The following is a 19,235-nucleotide window of genomic DNA, read 5'->3' on the forward strand; positions in this document are numbered from 1 at the left end:
AACAGTGGCGGGGCGCACAGTGGACGGCGTCGGAAGAACTGACGTCGAGGCCCGGCGCGCAGGTCCGGGCCGTTGCCGGTCACCCGGAGACAGGCGGTCAGCCGATTCCGGGGAGCGTGACATGACTGCCCTTCAGCTGTCGGTCGTGGTGCCGTGTTTCAACGAGGCCGAAGCGATCGAGACCTTCCACGCCGCGCTGCTCGCCGCCCTCGAACCCCTGGGCGAAGCGCTCGAAGTCTGTTACGTGGACGACGGCAGCACCGACGGGACGCGCCTGCTGCTGGGCGGCCTCGCCGCGCTCGACACGCGTGTCCGGTACACCGCCTTCAGCCGGAACTTCGGCAAGGAGGCGGCCATGCTCGCCGGGCTCCGGATGTCCAAAGGCGCCGCGGTGGTGCTGATGGACGCCGACCTCCAGCACCCGCCCGAACTCATTCCCCGCATGCTCGAACTGCACCGGCACGGATACGACCAGGTCATCCCGCGCCGCGACCGTACGGGCGACGGCATGCTGCGCACCGCACTCAGCCACACCTACTACGCGCTGGTCCGCCGGTGCATGGACGTGGAGGTCGTCGACGGGTCGGGGGACTTCCGGCTGCTCTCCCGGCGGGCGGTGGACAGCGTGCTCTCGCTGCCGGAGAGCAACCGCTTCTCGAAGGGAATCTTCTCCTGGATCGGCTTCGACACGGTCAGCTTCCGCTACCGGAACAGGGAACGGGCGGCCGGACAGTCGAAATGGGGAAGCCGCAGGCTGCTCAACTACGGCATCGACGGACTGCTGTCCTTCAACAACCGCCCCCTGCGCCTCGCCATCTACACCGGCTTCTGGGTCTTCGTCTCGGCGCTCGTCTACGCCCTGTGGACGATCGTGAACGTCGCGCTGAACGGTGCGGAGACCCCCGGCTACGCCACCCTCCTCACCGCCGTCGTGGCGCTGAGCGGCATTCAGCTCGTCACACTCGGCGTCATCGGGGAATACGTCGGCCGCATCTACCACGAGGCGAAACACCGTCCCCCCTACGTCGTACGGGAGACGGACGAGTCGTGTCCCGTACGGCCCGGAGCGCCGAAGCCTGTCCTTCCGGGCGAGCTGAGCGAGCTCGCCGCCGGCCGGTCGCACACCATGCGCCAGTTCGCCTCGTTCGTCCTCATCGGCTTCGTGAACACCGCGGTGTACCTCGCCGTCTACGTCCTTCTCAACCAGTGGATTCCCTACCTCCTCGCCCACGCGGCGGGGTTCACGGTCAGCGTCATCGGCTCGTTCCTGCTCAACTCCTACATCACGGTGGGCACCGCACCGACCTGGCGCGGGCTCGCGCGCTATCCCCTGTCGAGCGTCGTCAACCTGCTCGCCTCCGGCGCCCTGCTCCACTACGCGGTCAGTGTGCTGGACATGGACAAGAACGTCGCCGCGCTGGTCGCCGGCGTGCTCGTCACGCCGGTCTCCTTCCTGCTGGCCCGGTGGGCGATCACCTCGGGCCGGCGCACGGGCGCCGCGGCCGGCCGGCCCGACGACACGCCCTCCGAGCCGCCGATGATCAAGTCCGACAGCCGCTGAACCCGGTTCCCGAGCTCCCGCCGGCGACGAAAGGCACCTCCGCACATGGTTGGCAGCGCCCCTGGCACCACGGTCCCGGAACAGCCGGACGAGCGGCTCCGGCCGCCAGGACGGAGACCGTGGACCGGCCTCTGGGTACCGGCCCTCGCCCTCCCGCCCCTCGTCCTGCTCGCCGCCGCCTCCTGGACCGGGCGCTGGGTGCGCCCCAGCGCCGACGACTGGTGCTTCCTGCCGGTCGTACGGGACGAGGGCATCTCCGGGATCGTCGGCACGTTCTACCTCGACGACAACGGGCGCGTCGCCAACGGGCTGCTGGTCGGCGCCTACGCCAGGTTCGGAGTCGCGGGGCACCAGTGGTTCGCCGTGGTCAGCGCCGTACTGACGCTGGGCGTCCTGTGGGCGGTGGCGGGCGCGGCCCTGCGCAGAGCGGGCCTCTCGGTGCCCCGGGGCACGGCGCTCCTGCTCGCGTCCATGGCGACCGCGCTCTTCCTGTTCGCCACGACGAACACCTACAAGACGTTCTACTGGCCCGCCGCATCGGTGTCGCACACCCTGCCGCCGGTACTCGCCTGCGCCGCGCTGATCCCCCTCCTCCGGTCGCGCTCGCGGCGGGGCAGGCTCTTCGCGTCGGTCTCTGCCTTCCTCATGGGCCTGGTCATCGGCACCCTGTCGGAGGAGACCACCGTCGTCGTACTGGTCGTGCTGGTGGCGGCAGCCCTGACCGGCCGCCGGGTCTTCCCGGCACACGCCCGGACCTACGGACGGGCCTGGTGCGCGGCGGGCATCGCGGGTACGGGGACCGGCGCCCTCATCCTGCTCGCCTCTCCCGGCTCCCAGGCCCGCCGGGAACGGTTCGGCGCGCAGAACGCCGCACTGCTGGCACCCGACTCGCTGATCGGTTCCCTGCGCGGGTTCGGCGAGATCATCGCCACCGTCGCCACGACCTGGCAGTACGCCGGAGCGGTCGCCGCAGGGCTCCTGCTGGGGCTGCTCGCGGACCGGGCCGACGGAACCCCGGCCCGCCCACCCGCGCACCGGGCGCTGCTCGCCACCACCGGCACGCTCGCGCTGCTCGTCTCCGGATACCTCTGCACGGTCATCACCTACCCGGCCTTCGCCGAGCGCGTCGCGGTGGCCAACCGGCTCTGGAACGACTACCTGCTGCTGTACATCGTGCTGCTCGTCGGCGCGGGCCTGCTCATCGGGCAGGCCCTTCGGCCGCTCGCCCGGAACACCGTCCCGGTCAAGGCTGTCTGCGCCGCGCTCTGCGTGCTCGTCTGCATCGGCCCTGCCATCGCGCTCGCCCGCCTCGACACCAACATGCAGGCCCGCGCGGAGCGCTGGGACCGCCAGGACCGGTGGCTGCGGGAGCGGGCGGCGGCGGGCGCCGATGCGGCGCCGTACACCCCCGTCACGGTGAGCGGGATGCTGGAGCCGTTCAGCCGGCAGGGGCGCAGTCCGTGGCCCGCCGGGTGCGTCGCCGACTACTACCGACTCGAACGCGTCACGTACTCGACCGAGCTCCCCTGACCGGTGGCAGGGGAGCTCCCGCTCCCGCGGCCGCACCGCCGCGGAGGCTGGTCTACCAGATCGCCTCGACCCATTCCGGGTGGTCGATGAAGGGGTTCCGGTTCTTCTGGTAGCTGTCGAAGATGACCTGGTTGCGCCGCTCCTCGAAGGCACTGGGCGGGTCCTGCGCGTTCCACTGCTTCAGCACGGAAAGGCGGCCGTGGTACGGGACGCTGCCGTTGGTGACCGCATCGTTGGGCTCCAGATCGGCCCACGTGTCACCCCCCTCGTAACGGACGGCCATGTAGAGGATCATGCGGGCCACATCGCCCTTGTCCGCGTTGCGCGGCTCGAAGGAGTTGGAGTCCGTGTAACTGCCGGTCGCGCCGCTGACCGCGCTGCCGCCGTTGTCGAAGTCCTTGTTGCCACGGATGCTGTTGACCTGTACGTCCGCGGGACGCAGGTGGTGAAGGTCCGTGCCGGGACCGGAGGAGGTGCCGAAGTTTCCGTGCGACTGGGCCCACACGTGCTCGCGGTTCCAGTCGCCCACGTCTCCGCCGTTGAGGGCCTTGCTGCGTGACGCGCCGCTGTACAGCAGGATCACGTTGCCGCTGTTGGCCGGGTCCTGGTCGGTGACCTTCAGCGCGTTCCAGACGGCGTCGTAGGAGAGCTTGGTCTGCGGGGTGATGATCGTGTGCAGCGAGGACTTCAGGCTCGCGCCGCTCTTGCCGACCGCGTTCTTGTAGTACGTGCTGTCGTACGCCGTGGTCGTGGCACTCGCGGGACTCGCGGCGACCGTCGGAAGGGTGAGGGCGAGCAGGACGGCGGATATGGCTGCCGCCAGCACCTTCCATCTGCTCTGGTACGCAACGGACATGGGGGTGTCCTTTCCCGGGGGACGGCACGCGCCGGAACGGGTGGGTTTCGCCCCAACGGCGCCCCGTTCTACGCGTGTTGACCTGATGTCATCGGGAGCATGACACGATGCGGCGGCCGGTCACGTAACCGGGAGAAGGCGTTTCCGTGACGTTCTCGCATACGGGGACGGCGTCCGGAGCGAGGGCACCGTTCACGGGGACCGGGGGAGCCCGCCGCACCGGCCGGTTCGGAGCGCGGCCCCGACAGTCAATAGGGTGGCCCCATGTCTGCCACATTGAGCTCCATAAAGACGGCCGCCGCGCTCCGGACCACGGCACGTGTCGCCGTCGAGTCGCTGCTGGTCCTTGCCGCGGCCGCAGTGGCCCTGTGGGTGCTGGGCCGGATGTGGCCGATCGTCTGGCCGATCGTCGTCGGCCTCTTCCTCACCACCCTGACCTGGCCGCCCACCCGCTTCCTGCGGCGGCGCGGCTGGCACCCCGCCCTCGCGGCGGCGGTCGTCACCGTGCTGTTCCTCCTCGTCCTCACGGCCATCGTGGCGCTGATCGCCGTGCCGGTCGCCTCCCAGTCGGGCGAGCTGGCCGACGGAGTGGTGGAAGGCATCCAGCGGCTGCGAGAGTGGGCCGCCGGGCCGCCGCTGAACATCGGTGAGGACCAGATCAGCGGCGCCTTCGACACCGCGGTCGCGCGCGTCCAGGACAGCATCGGCAGCATGGTCACCGCTGTCGCCACGGGCCTGAGCACCGTACTGAACGGGGTCGTCACCGCCGTCCTGTCGCTGTTTCTGATGTTCTTCTTCCTCAAGGACGGCCCGCGGTTCCTGCCGTGGCTCGCCCGCCAGCTCCCGGGCCGACTGGCCACCGACGTACCGGTGGTGGCGGCACGCGGGTGGGACACGCTCGGTGCCTTCGTGCGCTCCCAGGCATTCGTCGGCCTGCTCGACGCCGTCTTCATCGGCCTCGGCCTGTGGATTCTGGGCGTGCCCCTGGCGCTCCCGCTGGCCGTACTCACCTTCATCTCGGCGTTCGTACCGATCGTGGGAGCCCTGTTCGCCGGACTGGTCGCCGTACTCATCGCGTTGGTGTACAACGGCCTGACGGACGCGCTGATCGTGCTGGCCATCATCCTCGTGGTGCAGCAGCTGGAGGGCAACGTGTTCCAGCCCATGATCCAGAGCCGCGGGCTCGGTCTCCACGCCGCGGTGGTGCTGCTGGCCGTGACCCTGGGCGGCAGCCTGGCGGGCATCGTGGGCAGCCTGCTCGCCGTACCGGCGGCCGCACTGGTCGCGGTGGTGTGGAACTACCTGCGCGAGCAGCTCAGCGAGCCGTCGCAGGAACCGCCGGCGGAGCCGGAGCCGGACGACTCGTACGTGCCGGGTGCGGCCGTCCCCTCCTAGGTCCTGGTCCCGCGCACCCGTCACCCGGCGGGTTCCGCGATCAGCGCGGTGGCGACGCGCCGGAAGCCGAGGCGGGCGTAGATCCGGGCCACGTCGTCGTCACCCGCTGACAGGAAGACGGTCTCCACTCCGCGGGCTCGCGCGTCCGCCACCAGCGCCACGGTGACCGCGAGCCCCAGGCCGCGACGGCGGGCGGCGGGAAGTGTTCCCACTCCGACGATCTCACTGACGGATCCGACCGGCTGGTGCTGCCCCGCGCACAACGCCGTTCCCCCGTCCACCACCGCGGCCACCGAGGTGAGACCTGCCGCGATCCGCGCCGCCGCCTCTTCCACCGACCCGTCCCCCGCCTGAGCACGCACGGCCTCCGCCAACGCGGCGGCTCCAGCCGCGCCGACCCCGGTCCCGGGCTCCGAGAAAGCGAGACGGGGTACGGCCAGCGCGCTCGCCAGTACCGGGTCGTCCGGACCGGGAACACGCACCGTGTAACGGCCACCCCCGGCCCTCCCGTACGAACAGGGTGAGCGGCCCGAAGTCCTCGGCCCGCGCGCTGGGGCGTGGCACCGCGTCGTAGTACCGTTCCAGGCGGTCGAGCAGGGCCGGTTCAGGGTGGTCACCAGCATCCGCAGAGGTCACGCCGAGCATCCAAGCACCGGGCACGCCGGCCCCGGCCACCGCATTACGCGCCGGCCCGCCCGCCATGGGTACGGTGGTCGATCGGACCGTTGACGAGCTTCGGGGGGACATCGTGATCACATGGCGCCGGATGGGGGAGGCGGATTTCCCGCTGCTGCGGGAGTGGCTCAGACAACCGCATGTGGCCCGCTGGTGGTACCACGACACCTCAACGGAGGCGGTGGCACGGGATTTCGGGCCCGCCGCGCGGGGTGAGGAGCCGTCGGAGGATCTGCTGGTCATGCTGGACGGCACCCCGGTCGCCCTGGTCCAGCGGTGCCGGTTCGCCGACTACCCCGATTACCGGGACGAGTTGGCGGACCAGGTCGAACTGCCCGCCACCGCCGTCACGATCGACTACCTTCTCGGAGATCCCGCCCGGGTGGGGCAAGGGCTCGGCCCTCGTATCATCCGGTCGGTCGTGGAGGCGACGTGGGCCGACCACCCCGACGCCTCCGCCGTCGTCGTCCCGGTCCACGCGGGCAACCGTGCGTCGTGGCGGGCGCTGGAGAAGGCCGGGCTGCGCAGGATCGGCACCGCCGACCTGGAGCCGGACAACCCGGACGACGACCGCGCCCACTACGTCTACCGCGTCGACAGACCCGCCCCCGGTACCTGGTCCGCGGGACCGGCGTCCGCTCAGGGTGGCCGGGTCCTCGGGCGGACGTACGGCGAGATGAAGGGGGCGGCGCAATGGCACGGGTCACGGCTGTGAGCAGCGAGAAGGCGTATTCGTTCAGCAAGCGGAACCGTACGGGCATCACCCTGCTCGCCGGCCTCGGCGTGCAGGGCGATGTCCACGCGGGGGAGACCATCAGGCATCAGTTCCGTATGCGGTACGAGCCGCGTCTGCCCAACCTGCGCCAGGTCCACCTCATCCATGAGGAACTCTTCGACGAACTCGCGGCCAAGGGGTTCACCGTCACCCCGGGCCAGCTCGGCGAGAACGTGTCCACACGCGGGATCGACCTCCTCGGACTCCCCACCGGGGCCCTCCTGCGGCTCGGCGAGGAGGCGGTGGTCGAGGTGACGGGGCTGCGCAATCCGTGTGCGAAGATCAACGATTTCCGCCGGGGCCTGCTCCAGGAGGTCTTCGAACTCGACGCCGCCACCGGCGAGTTCGTTTTCAAGTGCGGGATCATGGGTGTGGTGCGGCGGAGCGGAGCGGTCCACCCCGGTGACACCGTCCACGTCGAGCTGCCCCCCGGCCCGCACACTCCGCTGGAGCGGGTATGAGTGAGTGACCCGGTCTGTCGGGACGGGGTGGGGACACCCCGGCACCGCCCCGGCTCATGGTCATGAGGGCAGCACGCTGCTCGCCTGCGCCGACCGCGACCGGGTCGTTCCTCCCTCCTGGCGCCGACCGGTGATCCGTGCCGGCGGTGACGTGCTGCCGACCCTGCTGGTCGACGGATAGGTGGCCGGTGTCCGTCGCCCGGTCGGGGCGGTGTCGAGGCCACGGCCTTCCACGACCTGCGTCCGGCCGTCCTTGCGCCAGGTGTTGCCCGCCGCTTCACCGCGCCGACATCCCCACGGACCTGCCAGGTCACGAGGTTGGCGCAACCTGAAATGGGCATGCCAATCACGTCGCGCGCCCCCCGCCGCGGTCAATGAGGAGGACCCAGTTGAAGAAGAGCTCGCGGATCCGCAGAGTGTCGCTGACCCTCGGCAGCGCCGTCGCACTCGTCATCGCCTTCCCGGGAGGCGCCTACGCGGCTCCGCCCCCGGCTCTGCCCGCTGTCGCCGACGCGCTGGAGCAGACGTTCCAGCCCGCCTACGACTACGACACGGACGGCTGCTATCCCACGGCAGCGATCGGACCGGACGGCACCGTCGCGACCGGCCTCAACCCGAGCGGCGCGCTCAACGGCCAGTGCCGTGACGCGTGGGACCTCGACAGCACCAACGGGTACGCGCGCTACAAGTGCAACAACGGCTGGTGCGCGATCATCTACGGCCTCTACTTCGAGAAGGACCAGGCCCTGGCCGGCAGCGGCCTGGGCGGACACCGCCACGACTGGGAGCACGTCGTGGTCTGGGTGCAGAACAACCAGGCCCAGTACGTCTCCACCTCCGCCCACGGCTCCTTCGACATCCACAGCCGCGACCGGATCCGGTGGGACGGTACGCATCCCAAGATCGTCTACCACAAGGACGGCGTGAGCACGCACTGCTTCCGTCCGGCGACGGCCAACGACGAGCCGCCGGAGAACCACGAGCACAGCTGGCAGTTCCCCGGCCTCGTCGGCTGGAACGGCTATCCCGCGGGGCTTCGCGACAGACTGAGCCAGGCCGACTTCGGGAGCGCCGTCTTCGGCCTCAAGGACGGCAGTTTCGCCTCCCACCTGGCGAAGGCCAAGCCGGCCGGTATCGCGTTCGACCCCTACGCCTGACGCCTGGCCACCCCCGCCCGCCGTCGCGACGGCGGGCCTCAACTACTCTCCTTGGACTTCTCCGCGTTGCGCCAGATCGTGAGGTCGAGGGTGAAGTACCTGCTCGGGTCGTCGGCTGCCGATCTACCCCGGTAGGTCACGACGGCGATGTGCCCCGCATCGCTCAGTACACAGATCTCCGAGCCGTTCGTGAGCTGGTCGAGGCCGATCTTCTCCGTGTAGCGGGTCTCGCTCCGGCAGGTCTTCAGTGAGCCCTTCCGCGCGTTGTTCAGCAACACCAGCTTCCCGTTGGCCGTGCCCAGTTGCTCGTCCCCGAACAGGGAGTCGTAGTAGTAGAAGAGATCTCCGCCGCCGTAGAGGACGCCTCCGGAGGTGTCCTCGACCGGGCGGGGCGGATTGTCGGCGAGCATGAGGTCGTAGTTGGCCGTCACGTCCACGTTCCTGTACGAGACCGGCTCGGGATCGGCCGGCTGCCGGGCCTTGTCCGGGGAACCCGTCGCCGTCGAGTCGGCGCTGGGTGACTTCCTGTCCTCGGGGTCATCGGGCAGCAGGGCGCCGAAGACCGCGAGGACGGCGACAGCGGCGACCACGGACCCCGCGACGATCAGGCCCTTCGGCCGGGGCTTGGGCTGCGGCGCGGTGGGCGGGAAGCCGGCGGTGCGGAAGGGCGGCGGCGTGCCGTGGCCCGGTGGGTAACCGGCCGGGGCCCGGTACCCCGGCGGCACCATGCCCTGGGGCGGGGCCGGGACCCCCATCGGCCTGCCGTGAGCCCCCGGAGCGGTCTGCGTGGGTGCTGCCGCGGAGTAGCCGGCAGGTGCGAAGGAGGGGGCGCCCGGCGCCGGGGGCCGGGGGGAGACCTCGGTCGGTGTGGGGGCGGCCGGGGCCGCGGCAGCCGGAGTGCGCACCGGTTGCGGCAGGCGCAGCCGCTCCGTGATGGATCCGGCGATCGTCCGCGGCAGCCAGTCCTCGCCCTGGCGCAGCGGGGCGGACGAGACGGCGTGGCACAGCTCGATGACCTCGGCGAGGGAGGGGCGGTCCGCCGGTGCGCGGCTGAGGCAGCGCGTCACCAGAGGGCGCAGGTCGTCGGGCAGCCTGCTCAGGTCGGGGTCCTCGTGAACGATGCGGTACAGCACGGCATGTGAGGAACCGTCCCCGAACGCCGGAGCCCCGATCGCCGCGTAGGCCGCGATCTGGCCGAGGGCGAAGATGTCGGTGGCGGGGGTGATCACGCCGGCGGACGCCTGCTCGGGCGCCATGAACGCGGGCGTGCCGACGCTGACGCCTGTGCTCGTCAGTGCGGTGGTGTCGGCGGCGCGGGCGATGCCGAAGTCGATCACGCGAGGACCGTCTGACGCCAGCAGGACGTTGGCGGGTTTCAGGTCGCGGTGGACGATGCCCGCGCCGTGGATGACGTGAAGGGCCTCGGCGACCCCTACGGTCAGCAGCAGCACGCTTTGCAGGGGCAGTCCGCCGTGCTGGGCGACGGCCTGCGCGAGGGAGGGCCCGGGTACGTAGGCGGTGGCCAGCCAGGGCCGCGTCCCCTCGGTGTCCGAGTCGATGACGGGCGCGGTGTACAGACCTTGGACCCGCTGCGCCGCCTTCACCTCCTGCTGGAAGCGGCGCCGGAACTCGGGGTCCTCGCTGAACTCCGGCCGGATCACCTTCAGGGCGATGGGGCGGCCGCCCGGCGTGTACGAGAGGTACACCTTGCCCATCCCGCCCGTGCCGAGTACCGCCGCGAGGGCGTAGCCGCCCACCACGGTGGGGTCGTCCGCTTCGAGTGGCTGGAAAAGGTCGGCCGAAGGTGTACTGCTCATATGGAACCATCCCCCTGCTAGCGGTGATCCGGGGCTTGCCGGCGCCTCGAAGTCGATCGCGAGCGTACCGAAGATCCGCCCCGCCCAAGCCGCCCGGAGAGGGCCGCGCCCCAGGTGCGGGAACGCCGCGACGCATCGCCAGCCGTTTCGTACGAGGGCCTGCCGCGCCCGTACCGTCCCCTGCAATCGGGCGTCCGGCATCCTTCAGCGCTGAAAGTTTCTGCCAATCCGACGCGTCGGCGCAGCTAGCGGGTGGCGCCACAGGTCTACGCCATGATGCCTCTTTACGCCCCTCGCTACTCGTGTCTTACTCATGTCGTGTCCATGGCATCCGATTATCGGATGCCAGTCGCTCGCTCCCCCCAACGTGCCCGGAGGCAGCTATGCCCGCGTACAGTTCTCCGATCCGCCGACTCGTCAGACCCAGAGGCGCCCTGCTCGCCGGTGTCCTGGGCAGCGTCGCCGCGCTGCTCGTGACAGCCGCCGGTCCGGCCGCCGCCGCGCCGCCCGGACCCGACCGGCCGGTCCAGCCCGGACAGGCGTGGATGGGTGCCGGAACCCGTATCGAGCAGGGCCCGCCGCCCTCGGCGGGCGGGGAGGTGTCCACGATGGACACCAGCGGTGTCCAGGGCATCGACGTCTCCCACTGGCAGGGCGCCATCAACTGGGGCTCGGTGAGGGCCGCGGGCATCGACTTCGCCTACATGAAGGCCACCGAAGGCACCAGCTTCAAGGACAGCCGCTTCAGCGCTAACTACACCGGCTCCTACAACGCCGGTCTCATCCGGGGCGCGTACCACTTCGCCCGCCCGGACGCCTCGAACGGGGCGACGCAGGCCAACTACTTCGCGAGCAGCGGCGGAGGGTGGTCGCAGGACGGCAAGACCCTCCCCGGTGTCCTGGACATCGAGCACAACCCGTCGGGCGCCATGTGCTACGGCCTCTCCACGACGCAGATGCGCACGTGGGTCAACGACTTCTACAACACGTACAAGGCGCGCACGACCCGGGACGTCGTCATCTACACGACAGCGAGCTGGTGGAACACCTGCACCGGGAACTGGACCGGCATGTCCACCAAGTCCCCTCTCTGGATCGCGCACTGGGGCACCGCCAGCCCCAACATCCCCAGTGGTTTCCCGACGTGGACGATCTGGCAGTACTCGGCCACCGGCCGGGTCAGCGGCGTCTCCGGTGACGTGGACCGCAACAAGTTCAACGGCACCCTCTCCCGCCTCGTGGCCCTCGCCAACAACACGGCCTAGGGTCTCGCGCCCGGATCAGGCCGGACCCGCGCGAGCCCGGCACGATCCGGACCACAGGCCCCTGGCTCGGGCTCGTTCCCGCGGCGGCCGGGTGAGTCCGTACGAGGGCTCACCCGGCCGTAAGGGTCCGGCGCGCGCCGCACCGCCACCGCCTCCCGCCGGCCACTCGCCGAGCCCCCGGCCGCTGCCGCCGTACGGCCGGAACGACCGCAGACCAGGAGTCCGCCGTGAACCGTCCGAAACTGACCCGCCGCCACGTCCTGCTCGCCGGAACCGGAGGGCTGGCCGCTGCCGCGTTACCGGGCACCGCCCACGCCGCGCGTGCGGTCGAACCGGATATCGACAGCACCCTCCAGTGGAACGCCCGCCCGCCCCGCAGCCCGGTGAGCCTGGTGGCGAAGCGGCCGAACAAGATCATCGTGCATCACACGGTCAGCGCGAACACCTCGGACTTCTCCCGGGCCCAGGCACACGCGCACGCGCACTGGGTCCAGGACTTGCACATGGACAAGAACGGGTGGATCGACAGCGGATACCACTTCCTCGTCAGCCGGGGCGGCTGGATCACCGAGGCGCGGCACCGCAGTCTCAGCACGTTGCAGGGCGGCACCACCTTCCCGCTGGCCTCCCACACGTCCGGACAGAACGAGCAGGCCATCGGCATCGCCAACGAAGGCGCCTACCACGACGGCGCTCAGCCCCCGCAGGCCCAGTGGGACGTGCTGGTGGTGCTCTGCGCGTACGTCTGTCAGCAGTACGGCGTGGCGCCGAGCCGCATATACGGCCACAAGGACTTCGGCACCACGCTCTGCCCGGGAGTCCTGCACGACAGGCTGCCGCAACTGCGCAGCCAGGTGGCGGCGAGCATGGGCTGAGGAGTACCGGGGCCCGGCCCTTTTCAGCCGCTCAGGCCCGTGCGGCGAATTCGTACAGATCGAGCAGCCGGCCGCGGGTCGCGTGCAGCCGGCGGGTCAGCACCCTGCCGACCCACTGACTGACCGCGAATCCGAACGCGGGGTCCGACTGGCACAACGACCGCACCTGGGAAGCGTCGAATTCATGGGCGCGGACCGGACTGAGCGTTTCGGCTCCCAGTTCCCACTCGAAGGGAGGGAAGAGCCAGGAAACGCCGACCAGCTCTCCGGAACCGAGCGTCTCTATTTCCGCTCGGCGTCGCTGAGGAAGCTGTGCGTCGAGAGTCACCGCGCCGGTCTTGAGAATCCAGAAGCGGTCGGCCGCGGTGTGTTCCACGAAAAGCCGCTGCGCGGCCGGGAACCGGACATCATTTCCCAGGCTCAGAAGATGTTCACGGTGCGCGGAGGGCAGGGAGGTGATCTTCAGGGTGCTGGTCATCGGAGTACTCCTCCGAGGAACGGCTCTCCGGGGGAGGGCGCGGGACGGATGACTGCCGGCCTTTCGTAGAGAAGTCTTCCCCGCCCCGCGAAAAGTACGCGACGCGACCGCGCGCTCCCGTGCCCGGCAGGAGCCGCTACGCCGACGACGCGGCGAGGTGCAGTTCCGCCGCGTCCACCGCGTCCCGAACCGTCGTCCGGCCGAGCAGCACGCACAGGGTGTACGCCGCGTCGTCCAGGGCCTGGCGTGCGCTCCTGTCGGAGGGGGCGGCGGCCAGCAGAGCCTGGCGCTTGCGGAACTCGGTCAGCACCTGTTCGGTCCGGGCGCGGCTCGGCAGCAGGGCCACGCCCCGCACGGCGTCGGAGGGGAGCGCGGGCGTGCGGGCCGCCTCCATCGCCCCGCGGAGCGCCCGTTCCACATGGGCCGGAACCGGTGCGCCGCGCGAGCCCGCCACCATCGCGGCGGCCATGGCCGCCGGGGTGAGATGCGCGGTCTCCGCCGCGACGGCCAGGACCCGCTTCGCGTCGCGTCTCGCGCACGGGGTCATCGCCATGATCATTCCGATCGCCCAGGGCATGGCCGATTCGTCGAGAACCGGCTTCCGGACGGGTTCCGTCGTCACGGGCGTGGATGCCCCACCGGATTCGGATCGCTGTTCGGCGTACGTGGACATGGAGGAGGCCATCCCTTCGAAGGCGGGCGGTGAAGATTCGGTGCGGTGCGGAAAACATGCCCGCCGTGCGGGAGGCCGGTTCACCCTCGCGCAACTCCCTCTGGGCCATTGGATTATTGCCCGTTTGAGCGGACAACGAATCAACCGCGCCGGTTCGGAGGTTTTCCCTTTCCTTGAACCCCCCTCCGGGCGGAAAGATCACGGAGTGCTCAGGATGTGGATCGGACCATTATCAGAACCGTTTCTTTGGTGATCGGATGTCCATGGGATGTCAATAATCCCAGGAGTGCCCAGGAGCCTCAGGGGGCGTCGGCGCGTTGCCCTGGCTCCCGGGCGTGAGTGCTCCCGGTCGGGACGTGACCTCGCAAGTTCGACGTTCGTCTATGTTGACAGCCGTCGATGTCAGTGGCAGGCTCCAGATACCGCAAGACATTGATGACTGTCGAAGCAGCCCAGTAGGATCGTCGCGATCCGGCCCGTTCCGCTCCGGCAGACATCGCCCCGCGCCGAGGAGACCCCTGTCATGAGCGAGAACCAGCTTCCTGTCGTTGTCATCGGTGCCGGCCCGGCCGGTCTGGCCGCGGCCGCGCACCTCACCGAACGCGGAATCGAGCCGCTGGTCCTCGAAGCAGGGGCCGCCGCCGGCAGCGCGGTACGGGAGTGGGGGCACGTACGGCTGTTCTCCACCTGGTCCGAGGTCATCGACCCGGCCGCCGAGAAGCTGCTGGCACCCACCGGCTGGTCCGCGCCCGACGGGGCGGCCTACCCCTCGGGCGCGGACTGGGCCGAGCGCTACCTCCAGCCGCTCGCCGACGTCCTGGGCGACAAGGTCCGCTACGGCGCCACCGTGAGCGGCGTCTCCCGCCTCGGCCGCGACAGGGTCGTGGACGCGGGCCGTGAGCGGCAGCCCTTCAGCGTGCACATCGAGTCGGCGGACGGTTCCGGGGAGCGGATCACCGCCCGTGCCGTCATCGACGCGTCCGGCACCTGGTCCACCCCCGGCCCCATCGGCGGCGACGGGCTCCCGGCACTCGGCGAGAAGGCGGCGGCGGGCCGTGTGTCGTACCGGATTCCGGACCTCAGGAACCCGGCCGTGCGGGCCCGGTACGCGGGCAGGCGCACCGCGGTCATCGGCTCCGGCGCCTCGGCCTTCACCACGCTCGCCGCCCTGGCCGGCCTCGCCAGGAAGGAAGGCGGCACCCACGCGGTGTGGGTGCTGCGCCGTGGTGTCACCGGCTCCACCTTCGGCGGCGGCACCGCCGACCAGCTGCCCGCCCGCGGCGCCCTCGGCCTCGCGGCCAAGGCGGCCGTCGACGACGGCCACGCCGACGCGGTCACCGGCTTCCGTACCGCGGCCGTGGAGGAGGCGGGCGGGCAGCTGGTCCTGGTCGCCGAGGACGCACGCCGCCTGGACCCGGTCGACGAGATCATCGTCCTCACCGGACTCCGCCCCGACCTCTCGTTCCTCGCCGAACTCCGCCTCGGCCTCGACGAACGCCTTCAGGCGCCCACCGGCCTCGCGCCGCTCATCGACCCGAACCAGCACTCGTGCGGCACGGTCTACCCGCACGGCGTCAACGAGCTGTCCCACCCGGAGAAGGGCGTCTACCTCGTCGGCATGAAGTCCTACGGCCGGGCGCCGACCTTCCTGGCCATGACCGGATACGAGCAGGTCCGCTCCATCGCCGCGGCACTCGCCGGAGACCGGGAAGCCGCCGAACGCGTCGAACTCGTCCTGCCCGAGACAGGGGTCTGCGGCGGCGCCGGCCTCTTCGACGAGCCCGAGACAGCCCCGGACTCCGGCGGCTGCTGCACCGCCCCCGCCACGGTTCAGCTCGGTACCGGCGGCCCGGCCCCACCGGCGGCTGCTGACGCAGGTGCGAGCCGACCAGACCCGTGCGGCCGCGACCAGGACGGGGGTCCGGTCGCGGCCGCACGCCGCCCTGCCCGCCCTGTGCGTCACCCAGATCACCAGCTGGGGCGCCGTCTACTACGCGTTCCCCGTCCTCAACTCCCGTATCACCGCCGATACCGGCTGGTCCCCGGCCCTCACCACCGCGGCGTTCTCCGCCGCCCTGCTCGTCTCGGCGGTGTTCGGCATACCCGTCGGACGCATCCTGGACCGCAGAGGCCCACGCGCCGTGATGACCACAGGATCGGTGCTCGGAACCCTGGCCCTCCTGCTCATCGCCACCGCACCTGGCCTGGTCTGGTTCACGGTCGGCTGGCTGCTCGCCGGGGTCGCCATGGCCACCACCTTCTACCCGCCCGCGTTCGCCGCTCTCACCCGGTGGTGGGGGCCCGACCGCGTCCGTGCCCTGACCGTCCTCACCCTCGCGGGCGGCCTGGCGAGTACCGTCTTCGCCCCCCTCACCGCCGCGCTCGCCGCGCACCTCAGCTGGCGTGCCACCTATCTCGTTCTCGCCGTGATCCTCGCCGCCGTCACGATTCCGGCTCACGCGCTCGCCCTGCGCGCACCATGGCCACCCGCCGAGCCGGCACCGGGGCCGGCAGGCGGTACACCGGTGGCCCGCAGCCGTCCGTTCCTGCTGCTCGCCGCCGCCTTCACCCTGTCCGGCTTCGCCATGTACGCGGTCGTCATCAGCCTTGTCCCCCTCCTCCAGGAACGCGGCGCGAGCACCACCGCGGCAGCCTGGGCCCTCGGCCTCGGCGGTGCGGGCCAGACCCTCGGCCGCACTCTGTACGCCTCGTTCGCCGCCCGCACCTCCGTGACGGTCCGCACCGCGACCCTCATCTCCCTCGGCGGCGCCACGACAGCCGGGCTCGCCCTCGTCCCCGGACCCGTCCCGCTGCTCGTGGCGCTCTCCGTCCTCGCCGGAGTCGTACGGGGCAATCTCACCCTCCTCCAGGCCACCGCGGTCACCGACCGCTGGGGCACGACGCACTACGCGCGCCTCTCGGCCCTCCTCACCGCCCCGGCCGCCCTCGCCGCCGCCCTCGCGCCCTGGGCGGGCGCCGTCCTGTCCGGCCCTCTCGGCGGATACGACGCCCTGTTCCTCGCCCTGGCCGTGAGCTCGCTGGCAGCCGCGACCCTGGCGGCCCTGGCTCCGCCCGCGCGACAATGAGCCCACCATGACCGAAGGGGTGTGCGATGGGCAGAGCGCGGGGGTGGGGACCGGTGGCGGTCGCGCTGCTGGTGGCGGGGGCGGTCGGATGCTCCGGTGCCGCGGACGGCGAGAGCGGGAACAGGAAGGAGATCCGGGGTCACAGCGAGCATCGCTGGACCAGTGAGCCCTGCGAACTCCTCGAACGGGAGCCGCTCGTCGAGGGCTACGAGGTGGGGAGCACCACCAATTCGGCCGATCCGGACGCCCAGGAGGACATCGGCGAGAACGGGGCCCGTCCGCTTTACCAGGTGACAGGCTGCCGCACCGCCGTGTTCGACCCCGACCGGGAACCGTGGAAGCTCGACACGACGGCTCGGGTGTACGAGGACCTCGAACCGGCTCTTCGCGCGTTCCGGATCAGGAAGGACCTGGACCGGGTGCGCGGCCACAAGCAGTCCGAACTCGACGACTCGGCCTACTGGTTCCCGGTCGAGGAAGGCGGCCTGCCGGGCCGCACCTTGCTGATGCGGGACGGCAACCTGCTGCTGACCGTGTCCGCCTACGGGCCGTACGGCAGCAGGAAGGACGAGGTCCAGGAGACGCTGGGGCAGATCGTGGAGAACGCGGCGAAGCTGACCGAGGCCGGGCTGCGGACGCATGACGCGTCGGCACCGCCGCCGACGCCTTCCCGGTGATGCCCGTACGCGGACACCCTGTCGCGGACGGTGGCTGACAGAATTCCCTACCGCGCCGGCCGGTCAGGACGGAGACTCGTCCCATGGCTGACATGGACGCTTTCCGCGAAGCGGTCACCGCGTGGGCCGCCGGTGGTCCCGGTGACCCCGCACGCGAGCTGGCCGGGCTGCTGTCCGTCCGGACCGCCGTGCTGCTCGAAGGGCCGAGTGACGCGGCGGCGGTCGCCGCGCTGGCCGGGAGCCGTGGCCGTGACCTGGACGCCGAGGGCGTCTGTGTCATGCCGATGGGCGGGGCGATGAGTGTCGGGCGCTTCGCCCAGCTGCTCGGGCCGCCCGGTCTCGGCCTCCGTCTCACGGGACTGTGCGACGAGGCGGAACGCCGCTTCTACACCCGGGGTCTGGAGCGGGCCGGTGCGCCGGCCCACGGGTACTTCGTCTGCACGGCCGATCTGGAGGACGAGCTCATCCGGGCGCTGGGTGTGACACGCGTGGAGGAACTCGTGGGGGCGCAGGGCGACCTGCGCGCCCTGCAGTCGTTTCTGCGACAGCCCGCACAGCGGGACCGCACGGCACAGCAGCAGCTACGGCGCTTCCTCGGCACGAAGAAGGGGCGCAAGATCCACTACGGCCGCGTGCTCGTCGAGGCACTCGCGCCCGGCCGGGTACCGGCCCCGCTCGTCGGCCTCCTCGCTGACCTGTGAGACGCGGGCGGCGGCGCCCAGGGGCGGATCGCACCGGGAGCATGGAGAACGTCAGGTCTTCACACGCCGGATGGTGAAGCGCTTCAGTAGATCTGTCAGGCGTTTCAGGAGAGACGAACTCCGTTTGACTAAACCGTGACTGTACTGAACCAGTTTACTAGACAACGTTGTCAGCCGTGTGCAGAGTGTGCTCGACCACGACTCGTGCGGACGGAAGGGCTCAACGCGATGGTGTATGGAGCACTCGACATCGGCGGTACGAAGATCTCTGGGGCCCTGGTCGACGCGGACGGCCGACTGGTGGCCCGGGCGCAGCGGGCCACCCCGGCGCGTGAGTCGGGGGAGGTGCTCATGGGCGCGGTGTCCGCCGTGCTCGACGAGCTGGCCCGGAGCCCCCGATGGCCGGCCCTCTCCTGTATGGGCATTGCCAGCGCGGGCCCGGTCGACACGGTCGCCGGAACCGTGAGCCCGGTCAACATCCCTGGCTGGCGCGGCTATCCGCTGGTCGAGAGGGTGCGTGAGCATCCCTGTCTGCCCGTGGGTACGAAGCCGCTCCTGGTGGGTGACGCCGTGGCGATGGCCGCCGCCGAGCACTGGGCCGGCGCCGCCCGTGGCGTCGACAACGCGCTCTGCATGGTGGTCTCCACCGGCGTCGGCGGGGGGCTCATCCTCAACGGGGCGCTGCACGCCGGGAGCTCCGGCAACGCCGGCCACATCGGGCACATCACCGTGGATCTCGAAGGACCACTGTGCCCGTGCGGCGCGCGGGGCTGTGTGGAGGGCTTCGCCAGTGGCACCGCGATCGCCGCGCACGCGCTCGCCGCGGGCTGGGTCCCCCCACCGGGGCTCGCCCCGACCGCGGCGGCGGTCGACGTGTCGGCACGTGCGGGGGACTCGCGTGCCCTGGCGGCCTACGACCGGGCGGGGCGGGCGCTGGCCGCCGCCATCGCCGCGACCATCGCGCTCGTGGAGCTCGACCTCGTGGTGATCGGTGGAGGGGTGTCCCAGGCCGGTGACACCCTCTTCGGGCCGCTGCGCCGCCGTATGGACGAGTACGCCGTCCTGGACTTCACCCGCAACGTGCCGATCGTGCCCGCGGGGCTCGCCCTGGACGCGGGACTGATCGGCGCGGCCGCCGCGGCGGCCGGCCGGTCCCGGGGCGGCGCCGTGGTCCGGGTACCCGCACTGCGCGCGTGACCCGGACCGGCCCATGAGCGGTGGGCCGCCACCCGACGTGTTCCTTCGCCGCGAAC

The 19,235-nt window shown here is 71.1% G+C and carries 16 protein-coding genes and 3 pseudogenes; 14 read left to right on the forward strand and 5 right to left on the reverse strand.

What is annotated here, in order from left to right; genetic code table 11:
- Nucleotides 1-121: 121 nt before the first annotated feature.
- The gene (locus Sfulv_RS27220; RefSeq protein WP_173317094.1) at nt 122-1,561 is read left to right on the forward strand and encodes a glycosyltransferase; all 1,440 of its coding nucleotides are present in this window, start codon (nt 122-124) and stop codon (nt 1,559-1,561) included.
- Nucleotides 1,562-1,606: 45 nt separating this feature from the next.
- Nucleotides 1,607-3,091: a DUF6056 family protein gene (locus tag Sfulv_RS27225; RefSeq protein ID WP_173317095.1), complete on the forward strand. Its 1,485-nt coding sequence runs from the start codon at nt 1,607-1,609 to the stop codon at nt 3,089-3,091.
- 52 nt (nt 3,092-3,143) lie between these two features.
- On the opposite strand, the gene Sfulv_RS27230 is transcribed toward Sfulv_RS27225, so the two are convergent.
- Complete coding sequence (locus Sfulv_RS27230) at nt 3,144-3,947, reverse strand: endonuclease I family protein (RefSeq protein WP_173317096.1); 804 nt, start codon at nt 3,945-3,947, stop codon at nt 3,144-3,146.
- Between the two features lie 264 nt (nt 3,948-4,211).
- Between Sfulv_RS27230 and Sfulv_RS27235 the strand changes: the two genes are divergently transcribed.
- Nucleotides 4,212-5,342 (forward strand): AI-2E family transporter, encoded by a 1,131-nt coding sequence (locus Sfulv_RS27235; RefSeq protein WP_173317097.1) that lies wholly within the window; start codon nt 4,212-4,214, stop codon nt 5,340-5,342.
- 20 nt (nt 5,343-5,362) lie between these two features.
- Here the strand turns inward: Sfulv_RS27235 and Sfulv_RS27240 are convergent, their stop codons facing one another.
- Nucleotides 5,363-5,824, reverse strand: a complete 462-nt coding sequence (locus tag Sfulv_RS27240) for a GNAT family N-acetyltransferase (protein WP_305961390.1) — start codon at nt 5,822-5,824, stop codon at nt 5,363-5,365.
- A gap of 266 nt (nt 5,825-6,090) precedes the next feature.
- Here Sfulv_RS27240 and Sfulv_RS27245 point away from each other — a divergent pair, with 266 nt between their 5' ends.
- The 4 genes and pseudogenes from Sfulv_RS27245 to Sfulv_RS27255 all read left to right on the forward strand — a co-directional run bounded on the left by Sfulv_RS27245 (nt 6,091) and on the right by Sfulv_RS27255 (nt 8,410).
- Nucleotides 6,091-6,732: a GNAT family N-acetyltransferase gene (locus Sfulv_RS27245; protein WP_173317098.1), complete on the forward strand. Its 642-nt coding sequence runs from the start codon at nt 6,091-6,093 to the stop codon at nt 6,730-6,732.
- The gene (locus Sfulv_RS27250; RefSeq protein ID WP_173317099.1) at nt 6,711-7,253 is read left to right on the forward strand and encodes an MOSC domain-containing protein; all 543 of its coding nucleotides are present in this window, start codon (nt 6,711-6,713) and stop codon (nt 7,251-7,253) included. Before Sfulv_RS27245 ends, Sfulv_RS27250 begins: the two co-directional genes overlap by 22 nt.
- A 29-nt stretch (nt 7,254-7,282) precedes the next feature.
- Nucleotides 7,283-7,493 (forward strand): annotated as a pseudogene (locus tag Sfulv_RS30810) (winged helix DNA-binding domain-containing protein); the annotation flags it as partial.
- Between the two features lie 149 nt (nt 7,494-7,642).
- A complete protein-coding gene (locus Sfulv_RS27255; RefSeq protein WP_173317100.1) occupies nt 7,643-8,410 on the forward strand; it encodes an NPP1 family protein in 768 nt (255 codons plus the stop codon).
- A 38-nt stretch (nt 8,411-8,448) separates the two neighbouring features.
- Here the strand turns inward: Sfulv_RS27255 and Sfulv_RS27260 are convergent, their stop codons facing one another.
- A complete protein-coding gene (locus tag Sfulv_RS27260) occupies nt 8,449-10,227 on the reverse strand; it encodes a serine/threonine protein kinase (RefSeq protein ID WP_173317101.1) in 1,779 nt (592 codons plus the stop codon).
- Between the two features lie 383 nt (nt 10,228-10,610).
- Between Sfulv_RS27260 and Sfulv_RS27265 the strand changes: the two genes are divergently transcribed.
- Nucleotides 10,611-11,492 (forward strand): lysozyme, encoded by an 882-nt coding sequence (locus Sfulv_RS27265; RefSeq protein WP_173317102.1) that lies wholly within the window; start codon nt 10,611-10,613, stop codon nt 11,490-11,492.
- A gap of 227 nt (nt 11,493-11,719) precedes the next feature.
- Nucleotides 11,720-12,367 (forward strand): peptidoglycan recognition protein family protein, encoded by a 648-nt coding sequence (locus Sfulv_RS27270; RefSeq protein ID WP_173317103.1) that lies wholly within the window; start codon nt 11,720-11,722, stop codon nt 12,365-12,367.
- A gap of 31 nt (nt 12,368-12,398) precedes the next feature.
- Here the strand turns inward: Sfulv_RS27270 and Sfulv_RS27275 are convergent, their stop codons facing one another.
- Both Sfulv_RS27275 and Sfulv_RS27280 read right to left on the reverse strand, forming a co-directional pair.
- Nucleotides 12,399-12,845 carry a Crp/Fnr family transcriptional regulator gene (locus tag Sfulv_RS27275; protein ID WP_173317104.1) on the reverse strand — a complete coding sequence of 149 codons (447 nt, stop codon included), beginning with the start codon at nt 12,843-12,845 and terminating at the stop codon, nt 12,399-12,401.
- Nucleotides 12,846-12,981: 136 nt separating this feature from the next.
- Nucleotides 12,982-13,467, reverse strand: a complete 486-nt coding sequence (locus tag Sfulv_RS27280; RefSeq protein ID WP_179764342.1) for a DUF5133 domain-containing protein — start codon at nt 13,465-13,467, stop codon at nt 12,982-12,984.
- A 574-nt stretch (nt 13,468-14,041) separates the two neighbouring features.
- Between Sfulv_RS27280 and Sfulv_RS27285 the strand changes: the two are divergent.
- The 5 genes and pseudogenes from Sfulv_RS27285 to Sfulv_RS27305 all read left to right on the forward strand — a co-directional run bounded on the left by Sfulv_RS27285 (nt 14,042) and on the right by Sfulv_RS27305 (nt 19,179).
- Nucleotides 14,042-15,390 (forward strand): annotated as a pseudogene (locus Sfulv_RS27285) (FAD-dependent oxidoreductase).
- 140 nt (nt 15,391-15,530) lie between these two features.
- Nucleotides 15,531-16,604, forward strand: a pseudogene (locus Sfulv_RS27290) (MFS transporter); the annotation flags it as partial.
- A 26-nt stretch (nt 16,605-16,630) separates the two neighbouring features.
- Nucleotides 16,631-17,281 (forward strand): hypothetical protein, encoded by a 651-nt coding sequence (locus Sfulv_RS27295; RefSeq protein WP_173317106.1) that lies wholly within the window; start codon nt 16,631-16,633, stop codon nt 17,279-17,281.
- Nucleotides 17,282-17,364: 83 nt separating this feature from the next.
- On the forward strand, nt 17,365-17,982 hold the full coding sequence (locus Sfulv_RS27300) for a TOPRIM nucleotidyl transferase/hydrolase domain-containing protein (protein WP_173317107.1): 618 nt from the start codon (nt 17,365-17,367) through the stop codon (nt 17,980-17,982).
- A 228-nt stretch (nt 17,983-18,210) separates the two neighbouring features.
- Entirely contained in the window at nt 18,211-19,179 is a 969-nt protein-coding gene (locus Sfulv_RS27305) for an ROK family protein (RefSeq protein WP_173317108.1), read from the forward strand.
- Nucleotides 19,180-19,235: the final 56 nt, after the last annotated feature.

This window comes from Streptomyces fulvorobeus (assembly GCF_013167895.1).
In the GTDB taxonomy this organism is placed as follows: Bacteria; Actinomycetota; Actinomycetes; order Streptomycetales; family Streptomycetaceae; genus Streptomyces; species Streptomyces fulvorobeus.

Excerpts from the sequence above, each read along its gene's own strand:
- Sfulv_RS27220 (WP_173317094.1), top strand. The coding sequence starts at position 122 with ATGACTGCCCTTCAGCTGTCGGTCGTGGTGCCGTGTTTCAACGAGGCC.
- Sfulv_RS27225 (WP_173317095.1), top strand. The coding sequence starts at position 1,607 with ATGGTTGGCAGCGCCCCTGGCACCACGGTCCCGGAACAGCCGGACGAG.
- Sfulv_RS27230 (WP_173317096.1), bottom strand. The coding sequence starts at position 3,947 with ATGTCCGTTGCGTACCAGAGCAGATGGAAGGTGCTGGCGGCAGCCATA.
- Sfulv_RS27235 (WP_173317097.1), top strand. The coding sequence starts at position 4,212 with ATGTCTGCCACATTGAGCTCCATAAAGACGGCCGCCGCGCTCCGGACC.
- Sfulv_RS27250 (WP_173317099.1), top strand. The coding sequence starts at position 6,711 with ATGGCACGGGTCACGGCTGTGAGCAGCGAGAAGGCGTATTCGTTCAGC.
- Sfulv_RS27260 (WP_173317101.1), bottom strand. The coding sequence starts at position 10,227 with ATGAGCAGTACACCTTCGGCCGACCTTTTCCAGCCACTCGAAGCGGAC.
- Sfulv_RS27265 (WP_173317102.1), top strand. The coding sequence starts at position 10,611 with ATGCCCGCGTACAGTTCTCCGATCCGCCGACTCGTCAGACCCAGAGGC.
- Sfulv_RS27275 (WP_173317104.1), bottom strand. The coding sequence starts at position 12,845 with ATGACCAGCACCCTGAAGATCACCTCCCTGCCCTCCGCGCACCGTGAA.
- Sfulv_RS27295 (WP_173317106.1), top strand. The coding sequence starts at position 16,631 with ATGGGCAGAGCGCGGGGGTGGGGACCGGTGGCGGTCGCGCTGCTGGTG.
- Sfulv_RS27300 (WP_173317107.1), top strand. The coding sequence starts at position 17,365 with ATGGCTGACATGGACGCTTTCCGCGAAGCGGTCACCGCGTGGGCCGCC.
- Sfulv_RS27305 (WP_173317108.1), top strand. The coding sequence starts at position 18,211 with ATGGTGTATGGAGCACTCGACATCGGCGGTACGAAGATCTCTGGGGCC.